Source organism: Caulobacter vibrioides OR37 (assembly GCF_000372645.1).
GTDB lineage: Bacteria > Pseudomonadota > Alphaproteobacteria > Caulobacterales > Caulobacteraceae > Caulobacter > Caulobacter vibrioides_E.
Genome location: NZ_APMP01000021.1, coordinates 21376 through 39165 on the forward strand (window position 1 = coordinate 21376; position 17790 = coordinate 39165).

The 17790-nt window shown below is 68.5% G+C and carries 20 protein-coding genes and 1 pseudogene; 7 read left to right on the forward strand and 14 right to left on the reverse strand.

Annotation, left to right across the window (positions count from 1 at the left end):
• The first annotated feature begins 34 nt into the window (after positions 1 to 34).
• Positions 35 to 304, forward strand: coding sequence for a GNAT family N-acetyltransferase (locus OR37_RS14645; RefSeq protein ID WP_004621463.1), 270 nt, complete (start codon positions 35 to 37; stop codon positions 302 to 304).
• A gap of 128 nt (positions 305 to 432) precedes the next feature.
• Here the strand turns inward: OR37_RS14645 and OR37_RS14650 are convergent, their stop codons facing one another.
• Together OR37_RS14650 and OR37_RS14655 are read right to left on the reverse strand one after the other, a co-directional pair.
• The gene (locus OR37_RS14650) at positions 433 to 1809 is read right to left on the reverse strand and encodes a M20/M25/M40 family metallo-hydrolase (RefSeq protein WP_004621464.1); all 1377 of its coding nucleotides are present in this window, start codon (positions 1807 to 1809) and stop codon (positions 433 to 435) included.
• 58 nt (positions 1810 to 1867) lie between these two features.
• On the reverse strand, positions 1868 to 2371 hold the full coding sequence (locus OR37_RS14655) for a winged helix-turn-helix transcriptional regulator (protein WP_004621466.1): 504 nt from the start codon (positions 2369 to 2371) through the stop codon (positions 1868 to 1870).
• A gap of 102 nt (positions 2372 to 2473) precedes the next feature.
• On the opposite strand from OR37_RS14655, the gene OR37_RS14660 reads away from it, so the two are divergent.
• Positions 2474 to 3274 carry an SDR family NAD(P)-dependent oxidoreductase gene (locus OR37_RS14660; protein WP_004621468.1) on the forward strand — a complete coding sequence of 267 codons (801 nt, stop codon included), beginning with the start codon at positions 2474 to 2476 and terminating at the stop codon, positions 3272 to 3274.
• A 222-nt stretch (positions 3275 to 3496) separates the two neighbouring features.
• Here OR37_RS14660 and OR37_RS14665 read toward each other — a convergent pair whose 3' ends face one another.
• Both OR37_RS14665 and OR37_RS14670 read right to left on the reverse strand, forming a co-directional pair.
• Positions 3497 to 4087, reverse strand: a complete 591-nt coding sequence (locus OR37_RS14665) for an OmpA family protein (RefSeq protein ID WP_004621470.1) — start codon at positions 4085 to 4087, stop codon at positions 3497 to 3499.
• Positions 4088 to 4235: 148 nt separating this feature from the next.
• Positions 4236 to 5150, reverse strand: coding sequence for a LysR family transcriptional regulator (locus OR37_RS14670; protein ID WP_004621472.1), 915 nt, complete (start codon positions 5148 to 5150; stop codon positions 4236 to 4238).
• A 96-nt stretch (positions 5151 to 5246) separates the two neighbouring features.
• On the opposite strand from OR37_RS14670, the gene bla reads away from it, so the two are divergent.
• Positions 5247 to 6128, forward strand: coding sequence for a class A beta-lactamase (gene bla, locus OR37_RS14675; protein WP_004621473.1), 882 nt, complete (start codon positions 5247 to 5249; stop codon positions 6126 to 6128).
• Positions 6129 to 6343: 215 nt separating this feature from the next.
• A complete protein-coding gene (locus tag OR37_RS14680; protein ID WP_035017474.1) occupies positions 6344 to 6691 on the forward strand; it encodes a hypothetical protein in 348 nt (115 codons plus the stop codon).
• Between the two features lie 110 nt (positions 6692 to 6801).
• Here the strand turns inward: OR37_RS14680 and OR37_RS14685 are convergent, their stop codons facing one another.
• The 9 genes and pseudogenes from OR37_RS14685 to prmC form a co-directional block, all read right to left on the reverse strand.
• Positions 6802 to 7491 carry an HTTM domain-containing protein gene (locus OR37_RS14685; RefSeq protein WP_004621476.1) on the reverse strand — a complete coding sequence of 230 codons (690 nt, stop codon included), beginning with the start codon at positions 7489 to 7491 and terminating at the stop codon, positions 6802 to 6804.
• Positions 7488 to 7910, reverse strand: a complete 423-nt coding sequence (locus OR37_RS14690) for a hypothetical protein (protein ID WP_004621478.1) — start codon at positions 7908 to 7910, stop codon at positions 7488 to 7490. Before OR37_RS14690 ends, OR37_RS14685 begins: the two co-directional genes overlap by 4 nt.
• Positions 7910 to 8242: a hypothetical protein gene (locus tag OR37_RS14695; protein ID WP_004621481.1), complete on the reverse strand. Its 333-nt coding sequence runs from the start codon at positions 8240 to 8242 to the stop codon at positions 7910 to 7912. Before OR37_RS14695 ends, OR37_RS14690 begins: the two co-directional genes overlap by 1 nt.
• A 217-nt stretch (positions 8243 to 8459) precedes the next feature.
• Positions 8460 to 11039, reverse strand: coding sequence for an ATP-dependent chaperone ClpB (gene clpB, locus OR37_RS14700; RefSeq protein WP_004621482.1), 2580 nt, complete (start codon positions 11037 to 11039; stop codon positions 8460 to 8462).
• Positions 11040 to 11137: 98 nt separating this feature from the next.
• Positions 11138 to 11905 (reverse strand): M48 family metallopeptidase, encoded by a 768-nt coding sequence (locus OR37_RS14705; protein WP_035017475.1) that lies wholly within the window; start codon positions 11903 to 11905, stop codon positions 11138 to 11140.
• An 89-nt stretch (positions 11906 to 11994) separates the two neighbouring features.
• On the reverse strand, positions 11995 to 12549 hold the full coding sequence (locus tag OR37_RS14710; protein WP_131368829.1) for a hypothetical protein: 555 nt from the start codon (positions 12547 to 12549) through the stop codon (positions 11995 to 11997).
• Positions 12550 to 12849: 300 nt separating this feature from the next.
• A complete protein-coding gene (locus tag OR37_RS14715; RefSeq protein WP_004621489.1) occupies positions 12850 to 13929 on the reverse strand; it encodes a DUF4167 domain-containing protein in 1080 nt (359 codons plus the stop codon).
• Positions 13926 to 14135, reverse strand: a pseudogene (locus OR37_RS22430) (hypothetical protein). The gene OR37_RS14715 and the pseudogene OR37_RS22430 overlap by 4 nt, the downstream one beginning before the upstream one ends.
• 37 nt (positions 14136 to 14172) lie before the next feature.
• The gene (gene prmC / locus OR37_RS14720; protein WP_004621491.1) at positions 14173 to 15042 is read right to left on the reverse strand and encodes a peptide chain release factor N(5)-glutamine methyltransferase; all 870 of its coding nucleotides are present in this window, start codon (positions 15040 to 15042) and stop codon (positions 14173 to 14175) included.
• Positions 15043 to 15115: 73 nt separating this feature from the next.
• Between prmC and OR37_RS14725 the strand changes: the two genes are divergently transcribed.
• Positions 15116 to 15382: a type II toxin-antitoxin system ParD family antitoxin gene (locus tag OR37_RS14725; RefSeq protein ID WP_035017479.1), complete on the forward strand. Its 267-nt coding sequence runs from the start codon at positions 15116 to 15118 to the stop codon at positions 15380 to 15382.
• The gene (locus OR37_RS14730; RefSeq protein WP_004621495.1) at positions 15379 to 15669 is read left to right on the forward strand and encodes a type II toxin-antitoxin system RelE/ParE family toxin; all 291 of its coding nucleotides are present in this window, start codon (positions 15379 to 15381) and stop codon (positions 15667 to 15669) included. Before OR37_RS14725 ends, OR37_RS14730 begins: the two co-directional genes overlap by 4 nt.
• Positions 15670 to 15672: 3 nt before the next feature.
• Here OR37_RS14730 and OR37_RS14735 read toward each other — a convergent pair whose 3' ends face one another.
• On the reverse strand, positions 15673 to 16434 hold the full coding sequence (locus OR37_RS14735; RefSeq protein WP_081612957.1) for an MOSC domain-containing protein: 762 nt from the start codon (positions 16432 to 16434) through the stop codon (positions 15673 to 15675).
• A 91-nt stretch (positions 16435 to 16525) separates the two neighbouring features.
• On the opposite strand from OR37_RS14735, the gene OR37_RS14740 reads away from it, so the two are divergent.
• The gene (locus tag OR37_RS14740) at positions 16526 to 17740 is read left to right on the forward strand and encodes a YihY/virulence factor BrkB family protein (protein ID WP_004621497.1); all 1215 of its coding nucleotides are present in this window, start codon (positions 16526 to 16528) and stop codon (positions 17738 to 17740) included.
• Positions 17741 to 17790 lie beyond the last annotated feature (50 nt).

A 17790-nucleotide genomic window follows, 5' to 3' on the forward strand; every position in this document is an offset into this window, starting at 1 on the left:
GGATCAGATCGCCCGCGAGACGCGTTCACCCGTCATGACCGAGACCTTCCGCCATAATCCCGAACTCAGCCGCTACGAGCTGGAGGTCGACGGCCTGCTGGCCGTGGCCGACTATCAGCGGTCGGGGCATCGGCTGGTCATCCCGCACGTCGAGGCCGACATGGCGCTGCGCGGCACGGGCGCGGCTGGACGTCTGATGAGCAAGGTCGCCGAGACCGCGCGCGCGGAAGGGATGCGGATCACCCCGCTCTGCTCCTACGCGGCGGCGTGGCTCAAGCGGAACGATCCGGATCTGATTGCTTAGCATCGCAAGCGCCCCCTCCACCGCTTCGCGGTCCCCCTCCCCCGTTGCACGGGGGAGGATGAGACTCTCCTCACCCGCGACGCGGGGGAGGTGGCGCGGCGCGGAACGCGACGTGACGGAGGGGGCGCTTACTTCGGAGCCGTCGCCGGCGCCGCGCTCTCGAAGCTGCCCGCCGCCCCCGGGAACACCACCGGGCTCTCCCAGCCGTCGGCGCTGACCGACGAGACGCCGAAGAAGAAGTCGTCGATCACCACGTCCTTGAGCGTGGTGGTCGCCGCGCCCGGGACCCAGCGGCTGAAGCGCCAGGTCGGGTCGGTCGTGCCGCGCCACCACACGCGATGCCCGACCGCGCCCGGCGTCGGCGTCCACGAGACCTTGGTGTCGGGGCTGACCGCGCCCTCGATCTTGACGCCCGACGGCGGCGGCGGGGCCGAGGCGAGGCTGGCCATGGCGATGGCGTTCAGCCGCGTGACCTGGGCCAGGTAGGCGAAGTCCACCCCCTCGATGGTGTCGCCATAGGCCTTGCCGTTCTCGGTGCGCAGGGTCTGGTGCTGACGATCGTAGTTCTCGACCGCCTCGGTGACGCGCACCGCCGGATAGCCGGCCTCCAGCAGCGGCACCTGGTCGCCGCCCCGGCCGTAGCGGTCGGTGCGGTAGACCATCGTGACGTCCAGATTGGTCAGATAGCGATCGGCCAAGCCGTCCAGATAGCGCGCCAGGTTGCGCGACGGGCTGTCGACCTCGCCGCCGTTGTAGCGCCGGCCATTGGCCTGTTCCGGGGTCTCGACGGCCTTGGTCCCTTCCGAGAAGACGCGGACATGGGTGTTGTCCATCACGCCGCTCTGGCCGTGGCTGTTGCCGATGATGTCGTTGTTGAGATCGGCCTCGACCTTCCAGCCCTGGGCCTTGGCGTGGTCGGCCAGCACCTTGCCGCCATAGAGGCCCTGCTCCTCGCCCGACAGCACCGCGAACACCAGGGTGGCCGGGAATTTGTGCTTGGACAGCACCCGCGCCGCCTCGATCACCGCCGCCACGCCCGAGCCGTCGTCATTGGCGCCCGGCGCGTCGCTGGTGAAGTCCATGACGTCGGTGACCCGGCTGTCGATATGGCCGGCGATGATGATCACGCGGCTTGGGTCGGTGGTCCCCTTCTGGACCGCCAGCACGTCCTCGACCACGACGCCGTTCGGCGCGCGCTTGCCGGTGAAGGTCTGGGACGGCGTCTCCAGGGTCAGGCAACCGCCGCAGTCCTTGGAGATCGCCTCGAAGCGCGCCTTGGTCCAGCGGCGGGCCGCGCCGATGCCGCGCTTGTCGGAGGTCACGTCCGACAGGGTGTGCCGCGTGCCAAAGCCGACCAGCGCGCGGATCGTGCCTTCCAGCGCCTTGGGATCGACGTCGGCGGCGATGGCGCGCAGCGTCGGCTGGTCGTTGCTGGGCGCCGGGGTTTCGGCGTGGGAAACGCCGGCGGCCATGAGGCCAGCGGCGAGGATCAACGGCAGGCGCATCGAGACTCCGAAAAAGCAGCGGTCGGACGTTGCCGTTCCCGCCGCTTCGGAACAACCCCTATCGCGCGCTGGCCTGCTTCGCCGCGATGAACGCCACCCGATCCAGCACTTCGGATCCCGCCGCCGGTCCAGCCGCGTAGGCGAAGGCCTCCGCGGTGATCGGCTTGCCGCTGATCCGGTCGACCATGATCGGTTCGGCGGCCAGGCCCGTGTCGCGGTCGACCAGCTGGCCGCACACGCCCTCCGGGGCGAGCTGGCGGTTGCCGAAGGCCAGCATCGCCGTCAGCACCGGCGCGAAGTCGCGGCCCCGGTCCGTCAGCCGGTATTCGTAGCGCGGCGGCCGCTCATTATAGGCGTGCTTCTCCAGAAATCCGCTTTCGACGAGGCCGGCCAGCCGCTTCGTCAGAATGTTGGGCGCGACCCCCAGGCTCTTCTCGAACTGGTCGAAGCGCGTCAGGCCCTGAAACGCGTCGCGCAGGATCAGCAGGGTCCAGTAGTCGCCCACCCGCTCCAGCGTGCGGCCGACCGGACATTGGGTCGAAGGGCGTTCAGATTTGCTCATGACAAAAGATGTGGGCCGTCACTTGCGAAAAGCAAGTTACCCCATAGCTAGAGGACACGCCGGACCGCTGGGGCCTCGGCCAACCCTTTCAGGAACCACACCATGAGCGACAACACCAGCCAAGGCGCCGCCCTGATCACCGGCGCGTCGACCGGCATCGGCGCGGTCTATGCCGATCGCCTGGCCAAGCGCGGCCACGACCTGATCCTGGTGGCCCGCGACGAGGCCCGCCTGAACGCCCTGGCCGAACGGCTTCGCGCCGAGACCGGCGTCAAGGTCGAGGTCCTCAAGGCGGACCTGACCGACAAGGCCGATCTAAAGAGAGTCGAGCAGCGCCTGGCGACCGACGCCGCGATCACCGTCCTGGTCAACAACGCTGGCGTGGCGGGCTCCAATGACTTCGTGGCCAACGATCCCGACGCCTTCGAAAGGATGATCCAACTCAACGTCGTCGCCGTGACCCGCCTGGCGGCCGCGGCGGCGCGTAACTTCGTGCCGCGCGATAGGGGCGCGATCGTCAACCTGGCCTCGGTGGTCGGGCTGATCCCGGAGCTGGGGATGCCGGTCTATGGCGCGACCAAGGCCTTCGTCACGTACCTGACTCAGGGCCTGCGCGCGCAGTTCGCCCAGTCGGCCGTCCGCCTTCAGGCCGTGCTGCCCGGCGCCACGCGCACCGAGATCTGGGAGCGTTCGGGCTCGGACATCAACGCCATCGATCCGAACACGCTCATGGAGGTCGACGACCTGGTCGACGCGGCGCTCGCGGGCTTCGATCAAGGTGAGTTGGTGACGATCCCGTCCCTGCCCGATGCGGCCGACTGGAACGCCGCCCTGGCCGCCAAGGCCAAGCTCTATCCCAATCTCTCGCGCAACACGCCGGCGGCGCGGTTCAAGGCCGTCTAGAGCATTTTCCGATAAGTGTGAAACGGTTATCGGATCGAAAAATGCTCTAAACTTTTGATTTCGAGCCCTTTTTATCCGATCTGATTGGATCAATCAGATCGGAAAGGGCTCTAGTCGCGCGCAAACTCGCCGGCGCGGCGCTCACTCCCGCGCCGGCGGGTCCGCCCTGGAGGGCTGCCATCGGGTTGATGCGGGCCGATGGAAGCCCTCCTGGAACCAAAGCTAGCTGAGCACCATCACCACGACGCGGCGGTTCTGAGCCCGGCCCTCGCGCGTGTTGTTCGGCGCCACGGGGGCGTCCTGGCCATAGGAGATCGTGGCCATGCGGTTCAGCGCCACGCCGTGCATGCTGAGATACTTACGCACCGCCTCGGCGCGCTTGCCGCCCAGCTCGTCGTTATAGGCCTTGCCGCCCTTGTTGTCGGTGTGGCCCTGGATTTCCAGGTAGACGTTCTTGTTGTCGGCTTTCAGCTTCTCCGCGAATTCGCCCAGGCGCTGTTCGGCTTCCGGCGACAGGGTGGAGGCGTTGGTCGGGAACTTCACCGAGTCGTCGCTCAGCACCAGGGCATACTGGAACTTGCCCTCGGCCAGCTTGCCGGCGGCGGTGGCGCGATCGAGCGCATCCTTCGCCGTCTTGTCCAGCTCACCCAGCTGCTGTTGCTGCTGGCCGATCTGGGTGTCGTGCGCGCTGACCCGCGCATCGACCTGACCAACCTGCTTGTTGACATAGCTCTTGGTCGCGCACCCGCTGACCGAGAGGCCGCCCATCACCAGGGCGGCGGCGACCATCATGGTCTTCGTGTTGGCTATCATGTTTGTCTCGTCCGTCGTGAAAGCGAGACGTCCTGCAACGCTCGCCGTTGCAAATCGGACAGCCGAACTTGTCCAAAGATGGGCGCGATTCCGGCGCTTCGCGGCCAAGCCATGGCCTTGATGCAGCAGAGAAATATGCGACTTCTATTTAGCGCGCGAGCGCGGCGGCCGGACTTTGGTTCCGTGAAAAATTTTCTTCGTTGGCGACCTCGGACAGCCAGTCCTGGAAGGCGCGCAGGGCCGGACTCGGGGCCTTGGACTTCAGCCAGGTCAGCCAGTAGCGGCCCGCGCTGACCTCGGCGGCGAACGGCCGGACGAGGCGTCCTTGTTGCAAATCGCGCGCGAACATCATCGGCGGCGCCAGGGCCACGCCCATCCCCTGCATCGCCGCCTCGACCATCACCCAGGAGCTGTCGAAGACCGGGCCTCGGATCGGCGGCGGCGACAGGCCGGCGGCGGCGAACCAGTCGGGCCAGTCCGCCGCGCGATAGCTGCGCAGCAGGGTCTCGCGGAACAGGGTCGCCGGCTCCTCCAGCCGCTCGGCGATGGCGGGCGCGCACAGCGGGCTCATCGGCGCCTCGAACAGCGGCGCGGCCTCGGTGCCGTGCCAGGCCCCGTCGCCGAAGCGCACCGCGCAATCCAGCCCCTCCCCGGCCAGATCGGTGCGGTTGTTGTTGGTGAAGAGCCGCAGATCGACGAACGGATGGGCGGCGCGAAATCGGGGAAGGCGCGGCAAAAGCCAACCGACCGCGAAGGTGCCCACCACCCCGACGCTCAGCACCTCCATGACCCGACCGCCCTCGAAACGGGCCAGCACGTCGCCTAGCACGTCGAACGACTCCCGGACCGACGGCAGCAAGGCCAGGCCTTCGTCGGTCAGGGCCAATCCCCGGGGCAACCGACGAAACAGCGGCGCGCCTAGCCGCGCCTCCAGCCCCTTCACCTGATGGCTGACGGCGGCCTGGGTCACGCACAGTTCGATGGCGGCGCGCGTGAACGACAGATGGCGGGCCGAGGCCTCGAAGGCGCGCAGGGCGTTCAGGGGCAGTTGAGCGCGGCTCATGATGGAGACCCAAATTCAGCTAGGGGCTCGGCCAAGGTATCGTCGTTTGCGGCCAAGGCCAGTCCCCGGCAGGTTTCGCGAGCAAGGAGACCCCGAATGCTCGATCGCAGAACCCTTCTGGCGGCCCTGGCGGCCGCGCCCGCCGCCCTGCCCGTCCTCTCGCGCGCGGCGCCGCTCGCGGATTCCCTTAGCCTACGTATTAACGCCCTGGAAAAGCGCGGCGGCGGCCGGCTGGGGGTGGCGGTGCTGGACACCCAGGACGGACGCCGCTTCGCCGCGCGGGGCGACGAGCGCTTCCTGATGTGCAGCACCTTCAAGATGCTGCTGGCGGGCCTCGTGCTGCGCCGGGTCGACCAGAAGCGCGAACGCCTGGACCGCCGCGTCCAATATGGCCCCGAGGTCCTGGTCGACTACTCGCCGGAGACCAAGAAGCACGTCGGCCCCGGCATGACGATCGCCAACCTGTGCCAGGCCGTGATCACGCTCAGCGACAACACGGCCGCCAACCTGCTGCTGGACGCCGTGGACGGTCCGGTCAGCGTCACGCGCTTCGCCCGCGCCCTGGGCGACCCCGTCACTCGCCTGGACCGCATCGAGCCCGCGCTGAACACCGCGGCCAGACCCGGCGACCTACGCGACACGACCAGCCCCAAGGCGATGCTGGAAACGCTGCGGACCTTGACGGTCGGCGACGCGCTGACGGCGGAGTCGCGCGCGCGGCTGGTCGGCTGGCTGGTCGCCAACCAGACCGGCGACGCCCGACTGCGGGCCGGCCTGCCCAAGACCTGGAAGATCGGCGACAAGACCGGCAGCGACGGCCGCCACACCACCAACGACATCGCCGTGATCTGGCCGCCCGGGCGCGCGCCGCTTCTGATCACGACCTACCTGACCGGCGCCAAGCTCGACGACGAAGGGCGCGACGCCGTGCTGGCCGACGTGGCGCGGGCGGTTGTGACGGTGGGGTTCGGGGCGTAACGGCGAAAAGTTATCCACAGGGCCGGAATGAGGAGTCGCGCCGGACGCGCCGAGCGCCCCATCGCCCGACCCGCGTCGCGGGGCGCCCTCTCCGCAAGGAGAGGGACGCTTCCAATCCCGTACTTTTCAGATCATAGACGTTTTAAAACAATTACTTATATAAAAACACACATTTCTTATCCCCGCTCCCCGACGCGGCCTCATGCTCTACTTCCATGAGCCAGATCCAATCTTCCAGCGCCCGTTCCCCCAGCGCCTGGTGCGCCGCCCTCCAGGCCCGGATGATGGCCGCTCTCGACGCGGCATGGGCCGTGATCGAGGCCGGCGATGATCCCGTCGCCATCGCCAAGGCCCGCGACACGGCGCGGCTATGCGGCCAGATGGCGGCGGCGGTCCGCAAGGTGGCGGCGCTGGTCCCGGCGGCGAAGGCGCCGATCGCCCGGCCCGTCAGCCTGATTGACGAGGTCCTGGACGACGTGGAAAAGGCGGCCACCGCCGCGGGCAAGCCGCCCGCGGCCCAGGCCGTGGCGATGCGCGCGGCCCTGGCGAAGCTGGGGCGCTAGAGCCTGTCCGCTTCAAATGGAATCATTTGAAGCGGATAAACAGTCTCTAGATTCAAACATTTAGAGCGCGTTCGAGCGGTTTAACCGCACACACTTAAACCTAACGCGCTCTAGGCGCCCACCACCCGTCCCTGCAGCCACAGGATCGCCGGATAGGCGCAGAGCCAGGTCCAGAAGAAGCGGTTCAGGCCAAACAGGCAGGCGTTGGCCAGGTGGAAGGTCGCGGCCACGACCAGGCCGGCGATCAGGGCGGGTCGCCACAGCAGGGTCAGCGGAAAGGCCAGCTCGAACGCCATCACCGCCCACGACATGACCAGCAGCACCCGAGGGCGCTGGGCCCAGGCTCGCAAGCCCTCGCTGACGGGATAGGCCGAGAACCGGAACACGTCCGACAGCGCCCGGCCCGACCGCCAGTCGGGATTGACGACCTTCACCGCGCCGGAGACGAAATAGGACAGCATCAGCTGCGCGCCCAGATAGCCGAAGAACAGCTCCTGCAAGGGGCGGCTGGGCATCAGCTCGGCCAGGGCCAGGCTCCACAGGACCAGCAGGCCCATGCGGTCGCTGCCGCCGTTATAGGGGCCCTGGAAGCGTTGCAGGATCAGCAGCGATAGCCCGGCCATCCCCACCAGCGGCCAGGGCCGCGCGACGCCGGCCAGCACCAGCAGGCATAGCGCGATCCGCGCCGCGAACAGCATCCGCTCGTCGCGAAGCCCGCGCAGGTGCTCGAGGCTCTGTTGCAGCAGAGCCAGGGCCAGCATCAGCTCGGTCAGGCGCGCGGCGCCGGTCAGGGTGATCACCGCAAGGTCTCCAGCCGACGCGGCGCGGCCTGGAACAGCACCTCGCGCTCGATCGTCTCGCCCTGGCGACTGACGAAGGCCAGGCGGAAGGCCAGCCAACCGGCCGCGTCATCGGGCAGGTCGACGGCGAGCCGGCGGAAGATTTCATCCTCGCTGTGGGCCGTGGGCTGATCGACCAGGCGCTCGGCGCAGGCGGTGACGAACAGGCTCTGGTTCCAGCGCGGGTTCCAGAAAAGCCGCATCAGCATCGTCAGGATCGAGACGCGCGCGGGACGCGGCCGAAACTCGGTCCAGGCGGCCGGCGCGGTCGTCGCGGTTTCGCTCAGCGCGTATTCGACACGCGGCGACGGCGCGATCACGTCGAAGAAGTTCCACGACGGGATCAGGGCCGGCGCCAGGAGTCGCAGCGGGTTGTTCATCAACCGCCTTCTTCGTCCACATAAATCACGACGGGTTTGCCGCGCGACAGCGGCTCCCAGCCCGCCTCGATGGCGGCGGAAATCGCCGTGGAGACCTGGCGGGCCGGGATCTGCGAGGACTTCAGCGGCGGAGCGCTGAACTTGGGCTTAGGGCCGGGCGGAAACTCGATCAGCGCCTCGCGCTGGCCTTCCTTGTGGCGGACGGCCAGCACCTTGCCGTGGCGCTCGGACGGGTCGTAGGACCATTGCGGCAGGCGATGCAGCCGCCAGACATAGGGGTCTCCATCGACCTCGATGTCGAACTCGACGATCAGTTTGGTGGTTTTGGCCATGCGGGGAGATACCGCGAAGGGCGGTGAGAAAAGCCTCCCCCTTCTCCCCTTGCGGGAGAAGGTGTCGCTGAAAGCGACGGATGAGGGGTCGCTCATACGAAAACCGCCGCGACCAGCGGAAAGGCCCGTCGCGGCGGATATTATCCTCAGCCCCTCACCCGACCCCGGCTTTCGCCGGGGCCACCCTCTCCCGCAAGGGGAGAGGGGCTTTGAACACCTACTGCAGCACCGCTTTCCCGAACGACAGGCCGCCATCCGTGACCCCGACGGCGATCACGCCGCCGTCCTCGATCTCGCCGGCCAGCAGCTTGCGCGCGATCGGGTCGACCAGTTCCTTCTGGATCACGCGCTTGAGCGGGCGCGCCCCGTAGACCGGGTCGTAGCCCTTGTCGGCGATCCAGTTCAGGGCCTCGGCGTCCAGCGCCAGGGCCATGCGGCGGTCGGCCAGCAGCTTGTCGACGCGCTGCAGCTGGATCTTGACGATGTCGCCCATGTTGGCGCGGTTCAGGCGCTTGAACAGGATGATCTCGTCGATCCGGTTGAGGAACTCGGGACGGAAGTGACCGCGCACCGTGTTCATCACCAGCGGCCGGACGGCTTCCACATCCTCGCCTTCTTCCTGGTTGGCCAGGAATTCGGCGCCGAGGTTGCTGGTCATGATGATCAGCGTGTTGCGGAAGTCGACCGTGCGCCCCTGGCCGTCGGTCAGGCGACCGTCGTCCAGCACCTGCAAGAGCACGTTGAAGACGTCCGGGTGAGCCTTCTCGATCTCGTCGAACAGCACGACCTGGTACGGACGTCGACGGACGGCCTCGGTCAGCGCCCCGCCCTCGTCATAGCCGACATAGCCGGGAGGCGCGCCGATCAGGCGGCTGACCGAGTGCTTTTCCATGTACTCCGACATGTCCATCCGGGTGATGGCGTGCTCGTCGGCGAACAGGAACTCGGCCAGGCTCTTGGTCAGCTCGGTCTTGCCCACGCCCGTCGGGCCCAGGAACAGGAACGAACCGATGGGGCGCGACGGATCCTGCAGGCCGGCGCGGGCGCGGCGGACGGCGTCGGACACGGCCTGCAAGGCCTCGTCCTGGCCCACCACGCGACCGCGCAGCTCGTCCTCCATCTTCAAGAGCTTCTCGCGCTCGCCCTCCAGCATCTTCTCGACCGGCACGCCGGTCCAGCGGCTGACCACGGCGGCGATCTGCTCGGCGTCGACGACTTCCGGCGTCAGGGCCGAACCCTCGCCGGCCTCGGCGTCGGCCAGACGCTTTTCCAGGGCCGGGATCTCGCCGTACTGGATCTGGCCGGCGCGGGCGAAGTCGCCGGCGCGCTGGGCGTTGGCGAGGTCGGCGCGCAGGCGGTCGAGGGCTTCGCGGGCTTGCGCCGCGCCGCCGACCTTCTCCTTCTCGGCCTTCCACTTGGCGGTCATCTCGTCGCTGCGGAACTGCAGGTCGTCGATCTCGACCTCCAGGTTCTCCAGGCGCTGCTTGGAGGCGGCGTCGGTTTCCTTGGCCAGCGCCTCGCGCTCGATCTTCAACTGCACCAGGCGGCGGTCGATCTCGTCGAGTTCCTCGGGCTTGCTATCGATCGCCATCCGCACGCGGCTGGAGGCCTCGTCCACGAGGTCGATGGCCTTGTCGGGCAGGAAGCGGTCGGCGATGTAGCGGTTGCTCAGGGTCGCGGCGGCGACGATGGCGCTGTCGCTGATCCGCACGCCGTGGTGGACCTCGTACTTCTCCTTCAGGCCGCGCAGGATCGAGATGGTGTCCTCGACCGTCGGCTCCTGCACGAACACCGGCTGGAAACGACGGGCCAGGGCCGCGTCCTTCTCGACGTGCTTGCGGTACTCGTCCAGCGTGGTGGCGCCGACGCAGTGCAGCTCGCCGCGCGCCAGGGCGGGCTTGAGCAGGTTGGAGGCGTCCATGGCGCCGTCGGACTTCCCGGCCCCGACCAGGGTGTGCATCTCGTCGATGAACAGGATGATCGAGCCCTCGGCGGCCGTAACCTCGCCCAGGACCGCCTTCAGGCGCTCCTCGAACTCGCCGCGATACTTCGCGCCGGCGATCAGGCTGCCCATGTCCAGCGACAGCAGCCGCTTGTCCTTCAGGCTTTCGGGCACGTCGCCATTGATGATGCGCAGCGCCAGGCCCTCGACGATGGCGGTCTTGCCGACGCCGGGCTCGCCGATCAGGACGGGGTTGTTCTTGGTGCGGCGCGACAGGACCTGGATCGTGCGGCGGATTTCCTCGTCGCGGCCGATCACCGGATCCAGCTTGCCGTCCTTGGCGGCCGCGGTCAGGTCGCGGGCGTAGCGCTTCAGCGCCTCATAGCCTTCCTCGGCGTTGGCGCTGTCGGCGGTGCGGCCCTTGCGCATGGCGGTCGCGGCGTCTTCCAGCCCCTTGGGCGAAACCCCGGCCTCCTTGAACAACTTCGCCGCCTCCGCGCCTTCCTTGGCGATGGCGATCAGCAGGCGTTCGGTGGTGACGAAGGCGTCGCCGGCCGCCTTGGCGCTCTTTTCGGCCTCGGCGAACACCCGGGCCGTGTCGGGCTTCATGTAGAGCTGGCCGCCGGCCCCATCGACGCGCGGGGTCTTGGAGAGCAGCGTCTCGACGCCGCCGTCCAGCTGGTCCGGACGACCGCCGGCGCTCTGAACCAGGGCGCGGGAAAGCCCGTCCTTCTCCTCGAGCAGGACCTTGAGCAGGTGTTCGGGCGCGAATTGCTGATGGCCCCGCGCGAGGGCCAGGCTCTGGGCCGATTGGATCGCTTGCTTGGCGCGATCCGAATAGAGATCGATATTCATGATGTCCCCTTCCTAGGCGGATCTGGGCGCGCTGCCTTGAGCAAGCACAACGCGCTCCGAAGGGGCATTTAGGTGTGGCCGATCCGCCACACAAGGGCCTACCAGCCGCGACTGGCCAGATAACGTTCCAGCTCGGAAATCCGCAGGGCGTCCGACGGATGGGTGGAGCTCAGCTCCCCGCCCGAGGCATGGCCCTGGCCCGCGTCCAGCGCCTGCATCTTGCGCCAGAGCTGCACGGCTTCGCGCGGGCGATAGCCGGCGCGCTGCATGAAATCGACGCCCAGGCGATCGGCCTCCAGCTCCTGCTTGCGCGAGAAGGGCAGCAGCACGCCGTACTTGGCCGCCTGGTCGCCGTGGTCCTTCAGCAGCTTGCCGAAGTCGCTGCCGCCCGCCGCCGCGCCGGCGATCCCCAGCAGGATCTTGGACGTCGTTTCCTGAGAGGCCCGCTCGGCGGCGTGGTGGGCGACGACGTGGCCGGCCTCGTGACCGATCACGGCGGCCAGCTGGTCGTCGTTGTCGACCATGTCCAGCAGCCCCACCGTCACGCCGACATGGCCGCCGGGCAGCACGAAGGCGTTGGGACTCTCGTCCAGGAACACCGCGTAGTCCCACGGCCGATCCCCCAGACCCGCCGCCGTGATCACCCTCTGGCCAACGGCGCGCACCCGGGCGTTCCGGCGCGGCTCCTTGGAGGTGTAGGTGGTGCGCAGCGTATCGGCCCAGGCCTTTTCGCCATCGGCCGCCAGGTTCTCGTCCTTGACGATCAGCAGCTGGTCTCGGCCCAGATCGGCGTTGTACGCGCAGCCGCCCAGCACCGTCGTGGCGGCGAGCAGCAGCGGCAGGATCGGACGGCGAAGAACAACCATGGGCTCGGCGCTGTGCTCCAAACTCGACAATGTCGTTATCGGCGGCGGCGGCGCGGGGCGCAACCGCCCCTCCCCGCCCTTGGGGTCGGCTAGAAGGATCGCGCGCAGCCGACGGCCATGGTGACGCTCGTCTCCCCCAGGGGACCATTGTTCTTGACGCTCCCGACCGGCTTGCAGCCGTCCTTGGGTGGGCGCGTCAGATAGGGCCTGACGTCTCGCGACCCGCGCCCGCCAAGCTGGAGGTTCGGCCCGACGCCCGCCCCGCCGGTTCCCTGGGCCAGGCGCTCCTCGCAACGCTCGCGTTCGTCACGCGGCAGGCGCTCGAGATCGGCCAGCCGGCAGCCGCCCAGACCACGCGGAAGGGCCGGCGCGGCGGGAGTCGCCGCGGCGCTTTCGGCGGACGCGGGGCCGGCTGGGATCGAGGGCGCATCCGAAGGCGCGGTCGGCGCGACATCGCTCGGGCGCCGCGCCACGGACGTCCTGGCCGGACCTCGCCGTGACGGCCAAGCGGCTGGCGAGCGCGCGGACGGCTTCTCCAGCCAGACCAGCATCGGCGGTGGATTGGGGGCGACAGGTCTTCCATCCAGGTCGACGATGAACGCCGCGAGCAGCAGGAGGTGAAAGCCTCCCGAAGCCACGATCACGACCATAAGCCGTCGCCGCGCCCGTCCGCCGCCCACCGCCCGCCCCTCTAAACCCCAGGTCGCGATACTAGCGCCAAGGTCGGTGGCGAAACTCGGGCGCAAGCGGGGCCATAAGGCGCCCCCTAGAGCGTGATAGCCGAAAGTGTAAGCGGTTTCGGCGGTTATCACGCTCTAAATGTCTGATTTAGAGCCTTATTTTTCCGCTCGAATGATTCCATTCGAGCGGATAAGGCTCTAGGGCCCAACGAAAAAGGGAGCCGCCGAAGCGACTCCCTTTGATCTAAGGCGATGCTGCGCCGATCAGGCCTCTTCGGGCTCCGAACCGGCCGGAGCGCTTTCGCCGGCCTCGAAGCTGCGCGGGGCGCGGCGGCGGCGGGGTTTCTTGACCTCTTCGGTCGCCTCGGCGGCGGGCGCCGGCGCCTCGGCGGCCGGCGCGGCGGGTTCGGCCGCGCGTTCGGCCTTGCGACCCAGGAAGGCTGGCGCATGGCTGATGGCGCCGTCCTGACCGCGCAGAACGGGCGAGCCCTCGCCGCTCGACGCTTCGCCGGACGACGGCAGGGGCGCGGCTTCCGGCTCGATCACGGCCATCGGATCGCGGTCGCCGCGCGGCTGCCAGTCACGGTCGCGGTCACGATTGCGGTCCCGGCGGCGACGACCCTCGCGGTATTCGCCCTCGGCCTGCGGCTGGTCGCCCTCGGCGGCGGGACGCTCCTCGCGCGGACGATCATCACGCGGACGGTCGTCACGATCCCGGAAACGCTCCTCGCGAGGACGGTCGTCACGCGGACGGTCATCACGGGGGCGGTCATCCCGATTGCGGTCGCGGTCGTCGCGGTCGCGCCAGCGGTCGCGGCGGCCTTCGCCGTCGCGGTTGTCGCGGTTGCGATCACGGTCGCGGTTATCGAAGTTGCGGTCGCGGTCACGGTTACGATCGCGGTCGCGGCCCTCGAACCGGTCCCGGCGTTGTTCGCCGCCCTCGCCGCCCTCCGCGCCTTCGCCCTGCCCGTCGGCCGCGGCCGGCGTCTCGACGGCCTCGACCTCTTCGGGCTCGGCCTCGAAGTCGATCTCGTAGGCGGCGTAGACGTCCTTGCCGACGATGTCGGCCACCGGACGATTCGGCTGAATGGCGCGCAGGACGCGGAAATAGTGCTCGGCGTGCTGCAGATAGTTCTCGGCCAGCACGCGGTCGCCGGACGACGACGCGTCGCGGGCCAACTGCTGGTACTTCTCGTAGACGCTCTGGGCGGCGCCGCGCACCTTCACGCCTTCGGGCCCGTTCGAGTCGAACGCGCGGTTGGCGTTGTGCTGCTGAGGCTTGCCACCGCTTCCGCCGCGATTATTGCGACCGCGCTGGCGCTTCATGCCCTTGAAATCTCTCATGTTCTCTTCTGAACCTGTCCGGAGGTCAGTCTTGCGCTGGCGCGTCCGGCCTTGTTGGTCTCTGGGCGGGTCGAACCCTGGTTAGGTTTCAGAGACACGGGTTTCCGTAGAGCCCCCGCCCTGTCTTTCGGCGCGGCGACCGGCGGACCGGGCGCGCCTGCCGGGGGAGCCTCGCAAGCGTCTGCGACGCCCGCTTTTCCCGTCACCCGGCGATTTGGAAGGAGACAAGACTCGTCTAGCGGTTCACGCCCCGGTTTCCAAGGGATTTTTCACCCCGACGACCACGCGGTCGTAGGTCGACAGATCCTTGACCGTCCGCACCTCGCCGGCGCCCGCGTCGCGGAACAGCGCCTCGACGGCCTTGGACTGATCGTGGCCGATCTCGACCGCGAACATGCCGGCGGGCTTCAGCACCCGCAGGATTTCCGGCGCCAGCAAGCGGTAGGCGTCCAGGCCATCGGCCCCGCCGTCGAGCGCCAGACGCGGCTCGTGGTCGCGAACCTCGGGCTCCAGGGTCTCGATCACCGCCGTCGGGATATAGGGCGGGTTGGAGACGACCAGGTCGAAACTGGCGTCGCCCAGCCCGGCCGTCCAGTCGCCGCGCAGCAGGGCGGCGCGGCCGTCGAGGTTCAGGTTGGCGGCGTTGTCGCGCGCCACGGCCAGAGCCTCGTCGGAGGCGTCGACCCCCAGCCCCTTGGCCGCCGGCCGCTCGGCCAGCACCGCCAGCAGGATCGTGCCCGAGCCCACGCCCAGGTCCAGCATCGAGAACGGCATGGCCTCGGGGAAGGCCTTCAGCACCTCGTCGACGATCACCTCCGTCTCGGGACGCGGCGTCAGCACGTTCTTGTTCACCTGCAGCAGGATCTTCCAGAAGCCCTTGCGGCCGATGATGTGACTGACCGGCTCGCGCTTGGCGCGGCGGTCCAGATAGTCGTTCAGCGTGGCGACCTGCTCGGCGGTCAGTTCGCGATAGGGATCGGTGACGATCTCGGTGCGGGTGACGCCGGCGGCCACCTCCAGCATCAGGCGCGCGTCGATCGACGGCTGATCGATGCCGGCGTCCTTCAGACGATCCTTGGCGGCGGTCCAGGCTTTGACGAGGGTCAGGGTCATGGCGGGGATTTAGCGGGTTAAGCGGAAGGAGGCGAGATTGAAAGAGGTACCAGTTTTTGGTATTTTCGACGACATGGCCAGTAAGAACACCTCCGTCACCCTGGGCGATCACTTCCAGACCTTCATCGACGATCAGCTCGCGGCGGGGCGCTATGGCTCGGCCAGCGAGGTGATCAGGGCCGGTCTTCGCCTGCTGGAGGAGAATGAAGCCAAACTAGCGGCCCTGCGGGCCGCCCTGGTCGAGGGCGAGGAAAGCGGCTTCATCGACGATTTCGATTTTGACGCCTTCATCGACGAAAAAGCGCGGGCTTCAGCGCCCCCGGGTTTCCACGAGGAATGAAACCCTATCGGCTATCGCGTCGCGCCAAAGCCGACCTCGACGACATCTGGAGCTATTCGAAACATCGTTGGGGCTCCTGGCGCGCCGCGGACTATTTGCGCGAGATCCAAGCCGTGATCGAGATGATCGCCGAACGTCCTGACCTGGGATGGCCGGACGACAGCCTTCGTCCCGGCTATCGGCGACGAACCGCAGGCTCGCATGTGATCTTCTATCGCATCGGCGTCGGGGTCGAGATCGTCCGTGTGCTGCACCAAAGCATGAACGCCAGAGCCCATCTCGGCTGAGGCCTAATCCACCGCCGCCACATCGCCCTCGGCCACCGCGCCGCCCTCGGTGACGTTCACATAGACGCCGCAGAACATGTGGCCGTAGTGGTCGAACAGCGCCTTGACCACCTCGACATCCCGCTCGGCCGTGGTCGGATCGACATGGGTGGCGGCGCAGCGGACGATGGGCTTGAGGACCTCGGCCCTGGCGGCGCCGATCGTCATGCGCCTGCCGGTCCAGTCGTTCTCGACCCAGGCCGGCCAGCCCTCGACATAGAGATTGGCGCGAAAGCGCAGCGGATCCAGAGGACGGCCGACGCGCTGAGATAGATCGCGGACACTGGCCAGGTTGACGATCGAGACATAGCCGGAGCGGCTGTCCATGAACCGGTGCGCGCCAGGCCCCTCGATCACCTTCAGCGGCCCCGAGACGGCCTCGCCCAGCAGGTCGGCGAGCCAGGCCTCGAAGCCGGCGCGTCCCTCGGCCGTCCTCAGGTCGCCGGCGAAATCGGGACGGCCCTCGGCGCGGGCGCTGAACACGCCGCGGGCTTCGTCATAGGCGGTGCGGGCCTTGGCGACGGCCGGGATCTTGGCCAGCACCGCGAACTTCATCTTCGAAAGGTGGTTCGGCGCGGCGGGATCGAAGCCGCTGGGGCCATCCTCGACGGCGAACAGGCGGTCACACGGAAAGCACAGCCCCGCCGCGAGCTCGGCGGCCTTGAGGCGCTCGGGCGTGAACCCCTTGACGGGGTGGCGATACAGCGAGGCGATCCGGGCGTGCATGGCCGGAACATCGGCGCTGACCGCCGCCATGGCAAGGCTTGGCGGAACGGAGCGCGGACGTCCGGGTTTTTCCAGGCCTGGAGGGCGAACCATGGCCGACGCGCCCAAGCGTCCGATCCTTTCGTGGCTGAAGTCGCGTCCGTACCATCTGACGCCGTGGATCGTGCTGCTGGCCGCCGCGCCCTTCGCCCTGCCTCGGCCTCGGCCCGCCCGGGACGAGCTCAAGGCGCCCTTGCCCGGCCTTTCCGAGGACCGCGCCCTGCCGCCCGACGCGTTCGACGCGGCCGAGCCGGGGCGGGGCCGCGCCGCCGACCGCCCGACCAAGATCCCGTTGCTCGGCTGGCGAGACATCCTGTGGCGCACCGTCGCCGAGATCGGCGCCGATCGCCTGCCCGCCGTGGCCGGCGGCGTGACCTTCTACACCCTGCTGGCGCTGATCCCCGCGATCGGCGCCTTCGTCTCCCTCTATGGCCTGTTCGCGGACATCGGCGAGGTGGAGAAGCAGCTGCGCGGCATGGCCGGGGTCTTTCCGCCCAGCGTCATCCAGATCGTCGGCGACCAGATGACCCGCCTGGCCGAGCAGAAGAGCGGCAAGCTGGGCGTCGCCTTCGCCGCCTCGCTGCTGCTGTCGGTGTGGAGCGCCAACGCCAGCATGCGCGCCCTCTTCGACGGCCTGAACATCGCCTATGACGAGGACGAGAAACGGCCGCTGACGCGGCGCATCCCGATGACCTATGGCTTCACCTTCAGCGCCCTGGCCTATGCGGTCGTGGCGGCGGGTGCGCTGATCGCGACGCCGCTGGCGCTGAAGCTGGCGCGGCTGTCGGTGCTGGAGCCGATCCTGGCCCCCGTGCGCTGGATGGGGGTGCTGGCCATGACCGCCACGGCCTTCGCCTTGCTCTATCGCTTCGGACCCAGCCGGACCAAGGCGCGCTGGCGATGGATCTGGATCGGCGCGGCCTTCGCGGCGACCGCCTGGCTGGGCGGATCGCTGGGCTTTTCGGTCTATCTCAGCCAGATCGCCCATTATGACGTCACCTATGGCGCGCTCGGCGCCGTGATCGCCTTCATGGTCTGGGTGTGGTTCTCGATCATGGCCATCCTGGTCGGCGCGGAGCTGAACGCCGAGATCGAACATCAGACCGCCGTCGACACCACCACCGGTCCGCCCCAGCCGATGGGCGCGCGCGGGGCGGCGATGGCCGACACGGTGGGCGTGGCCTTTCATCCCTGGGAGATGATCCAGCGCGAGACCGGCGGCGTCCGGCGCATGGCTCGCGGGGCTTGGAAGCGGATCCGGCGCTGATCATTGTTCGGATTGACGCCGGGAATCGGCTTGTGACGCGTGGATGCCCT

Coding starts and splice junctions, on each gene's coding strand:
- OR37_RS14735 (WP_081612957.1), bottom strand. CDS start 16,434: ATGCACGCCCGGATCGCCTCGCTGTATCGCCACCCCGTCAAGGGGTTC.
- OR37_RS14660 (WP_004621468.1), top strand. CDS start 2,474: ATGAGCGACAACACCAGCCAAGGCGCCGCCCTGATCACCGGCGCGTCG.
- OR37_RS14725 (WP_035017479.1), top strand. CDS start 15,116: ATGGCCAGTAAGAACACCTCCGTCACCCTGGGCGATCACTTCCAGACC.
- OR37_RS14730 (WP_004621495.1), top strand. CDS start 15,379: ATGAAACCCTATCGGCTATCGCGTCGCGCCAAAGCCGACCTCGACGAC.
- OR37_RS14705 (WP_035017475.1), bottom strand. CDS start 11,905: ATGGTTGTTCTTCGCCGTCCGATCCTGCCGCTGCTGCTCGCCGCCACG.
- OR37_RS14740 (WP_004621497.1), top strand. CDS start 16,526: ATGGCCGACGCGCCCAAGCGTCCGATCCTTTCGTGGCTGAAGTCGCGT.
- OR37_RS14665 (WP_004621470.1), bottom strand. CDS start 4,087: ATGATAGCCAACACGAAGACCATGATGGTCGCCGCCGCCCTGGTGATG.
- OR37_RS14670 (WP_004621472.1), bottom strand. CDS start 5,150: ATGAGCCGCGCTCAACTGCCCCTGAACGCCCTGCGCGCCTTCGAGGCC.
- OR37_RS14695 (WP_004621481.1), bottom strand. CDS start 8,242: ATGGCCAAAACCACCAAACTGATCGTCGAGTTCGACATCGAGGTCGAT.
- OR37_RS14650 (WP_004621464.1), bottom strand. CDS start 1,809: ATGCGCCTGCCGTTGATCCTCGCCGCTGGCCTCATGGCCGCCGGCGTT.
- OR37_RS14655 (WP_004621466.1), bottom strand. CDS start 2,371: ATGAGCAAATCTGAACGCCCTTCGACCCAATGTCCGGTCGGCCGCACG.
- bla (WP_004621473.1), top strand. CDS start 5,247: ATGCTCGATCGCAGAACCCTTCTGGCGGCCCTGGCGGCCGCGCCCGCC.
- prmC (WP_004621491.1), bottom strand. CDS start 15,042: ATGACCCTGACCCTCGTCAAAGCCTGGACCGCCGCCAAGGATCGTCTG.
- OR37_RS14690 (WP_004621478.1), bottom strand. CDS start 7,910: ATGAACAACCCGCTGCGACTCCTGGCGCCGGCCCTGATCCCGTCGTGG.
- OR37_RS14645 (WP_004621463.1), top strand. CDS start 35: ATGACCGAGACCTTCCGCCATAATCCCGAACTCAGCCGCTACGAGCTG.
- OR37_RS14680 (WP_035017474.1), top strand. CDS start 6,344: ATGAGCCAGATCCAATCTTCCAGCGCCCGTTCCCCCAGCGCCTGGTGC.
- clpB (WP_004621482.1), bottom strand. CDS start 11,039: ATGAATATCGATCTCTATTCGGATCGCGCCAAGCAAGCGATCCAATCG.
- OR37_RS14715 (WP_004621489.1), bottom strand. CDS start 13,929: ATGAGAGATTTCAAGGGCATGAAGCGCCAGCGCGGTCGCAATAATCGC.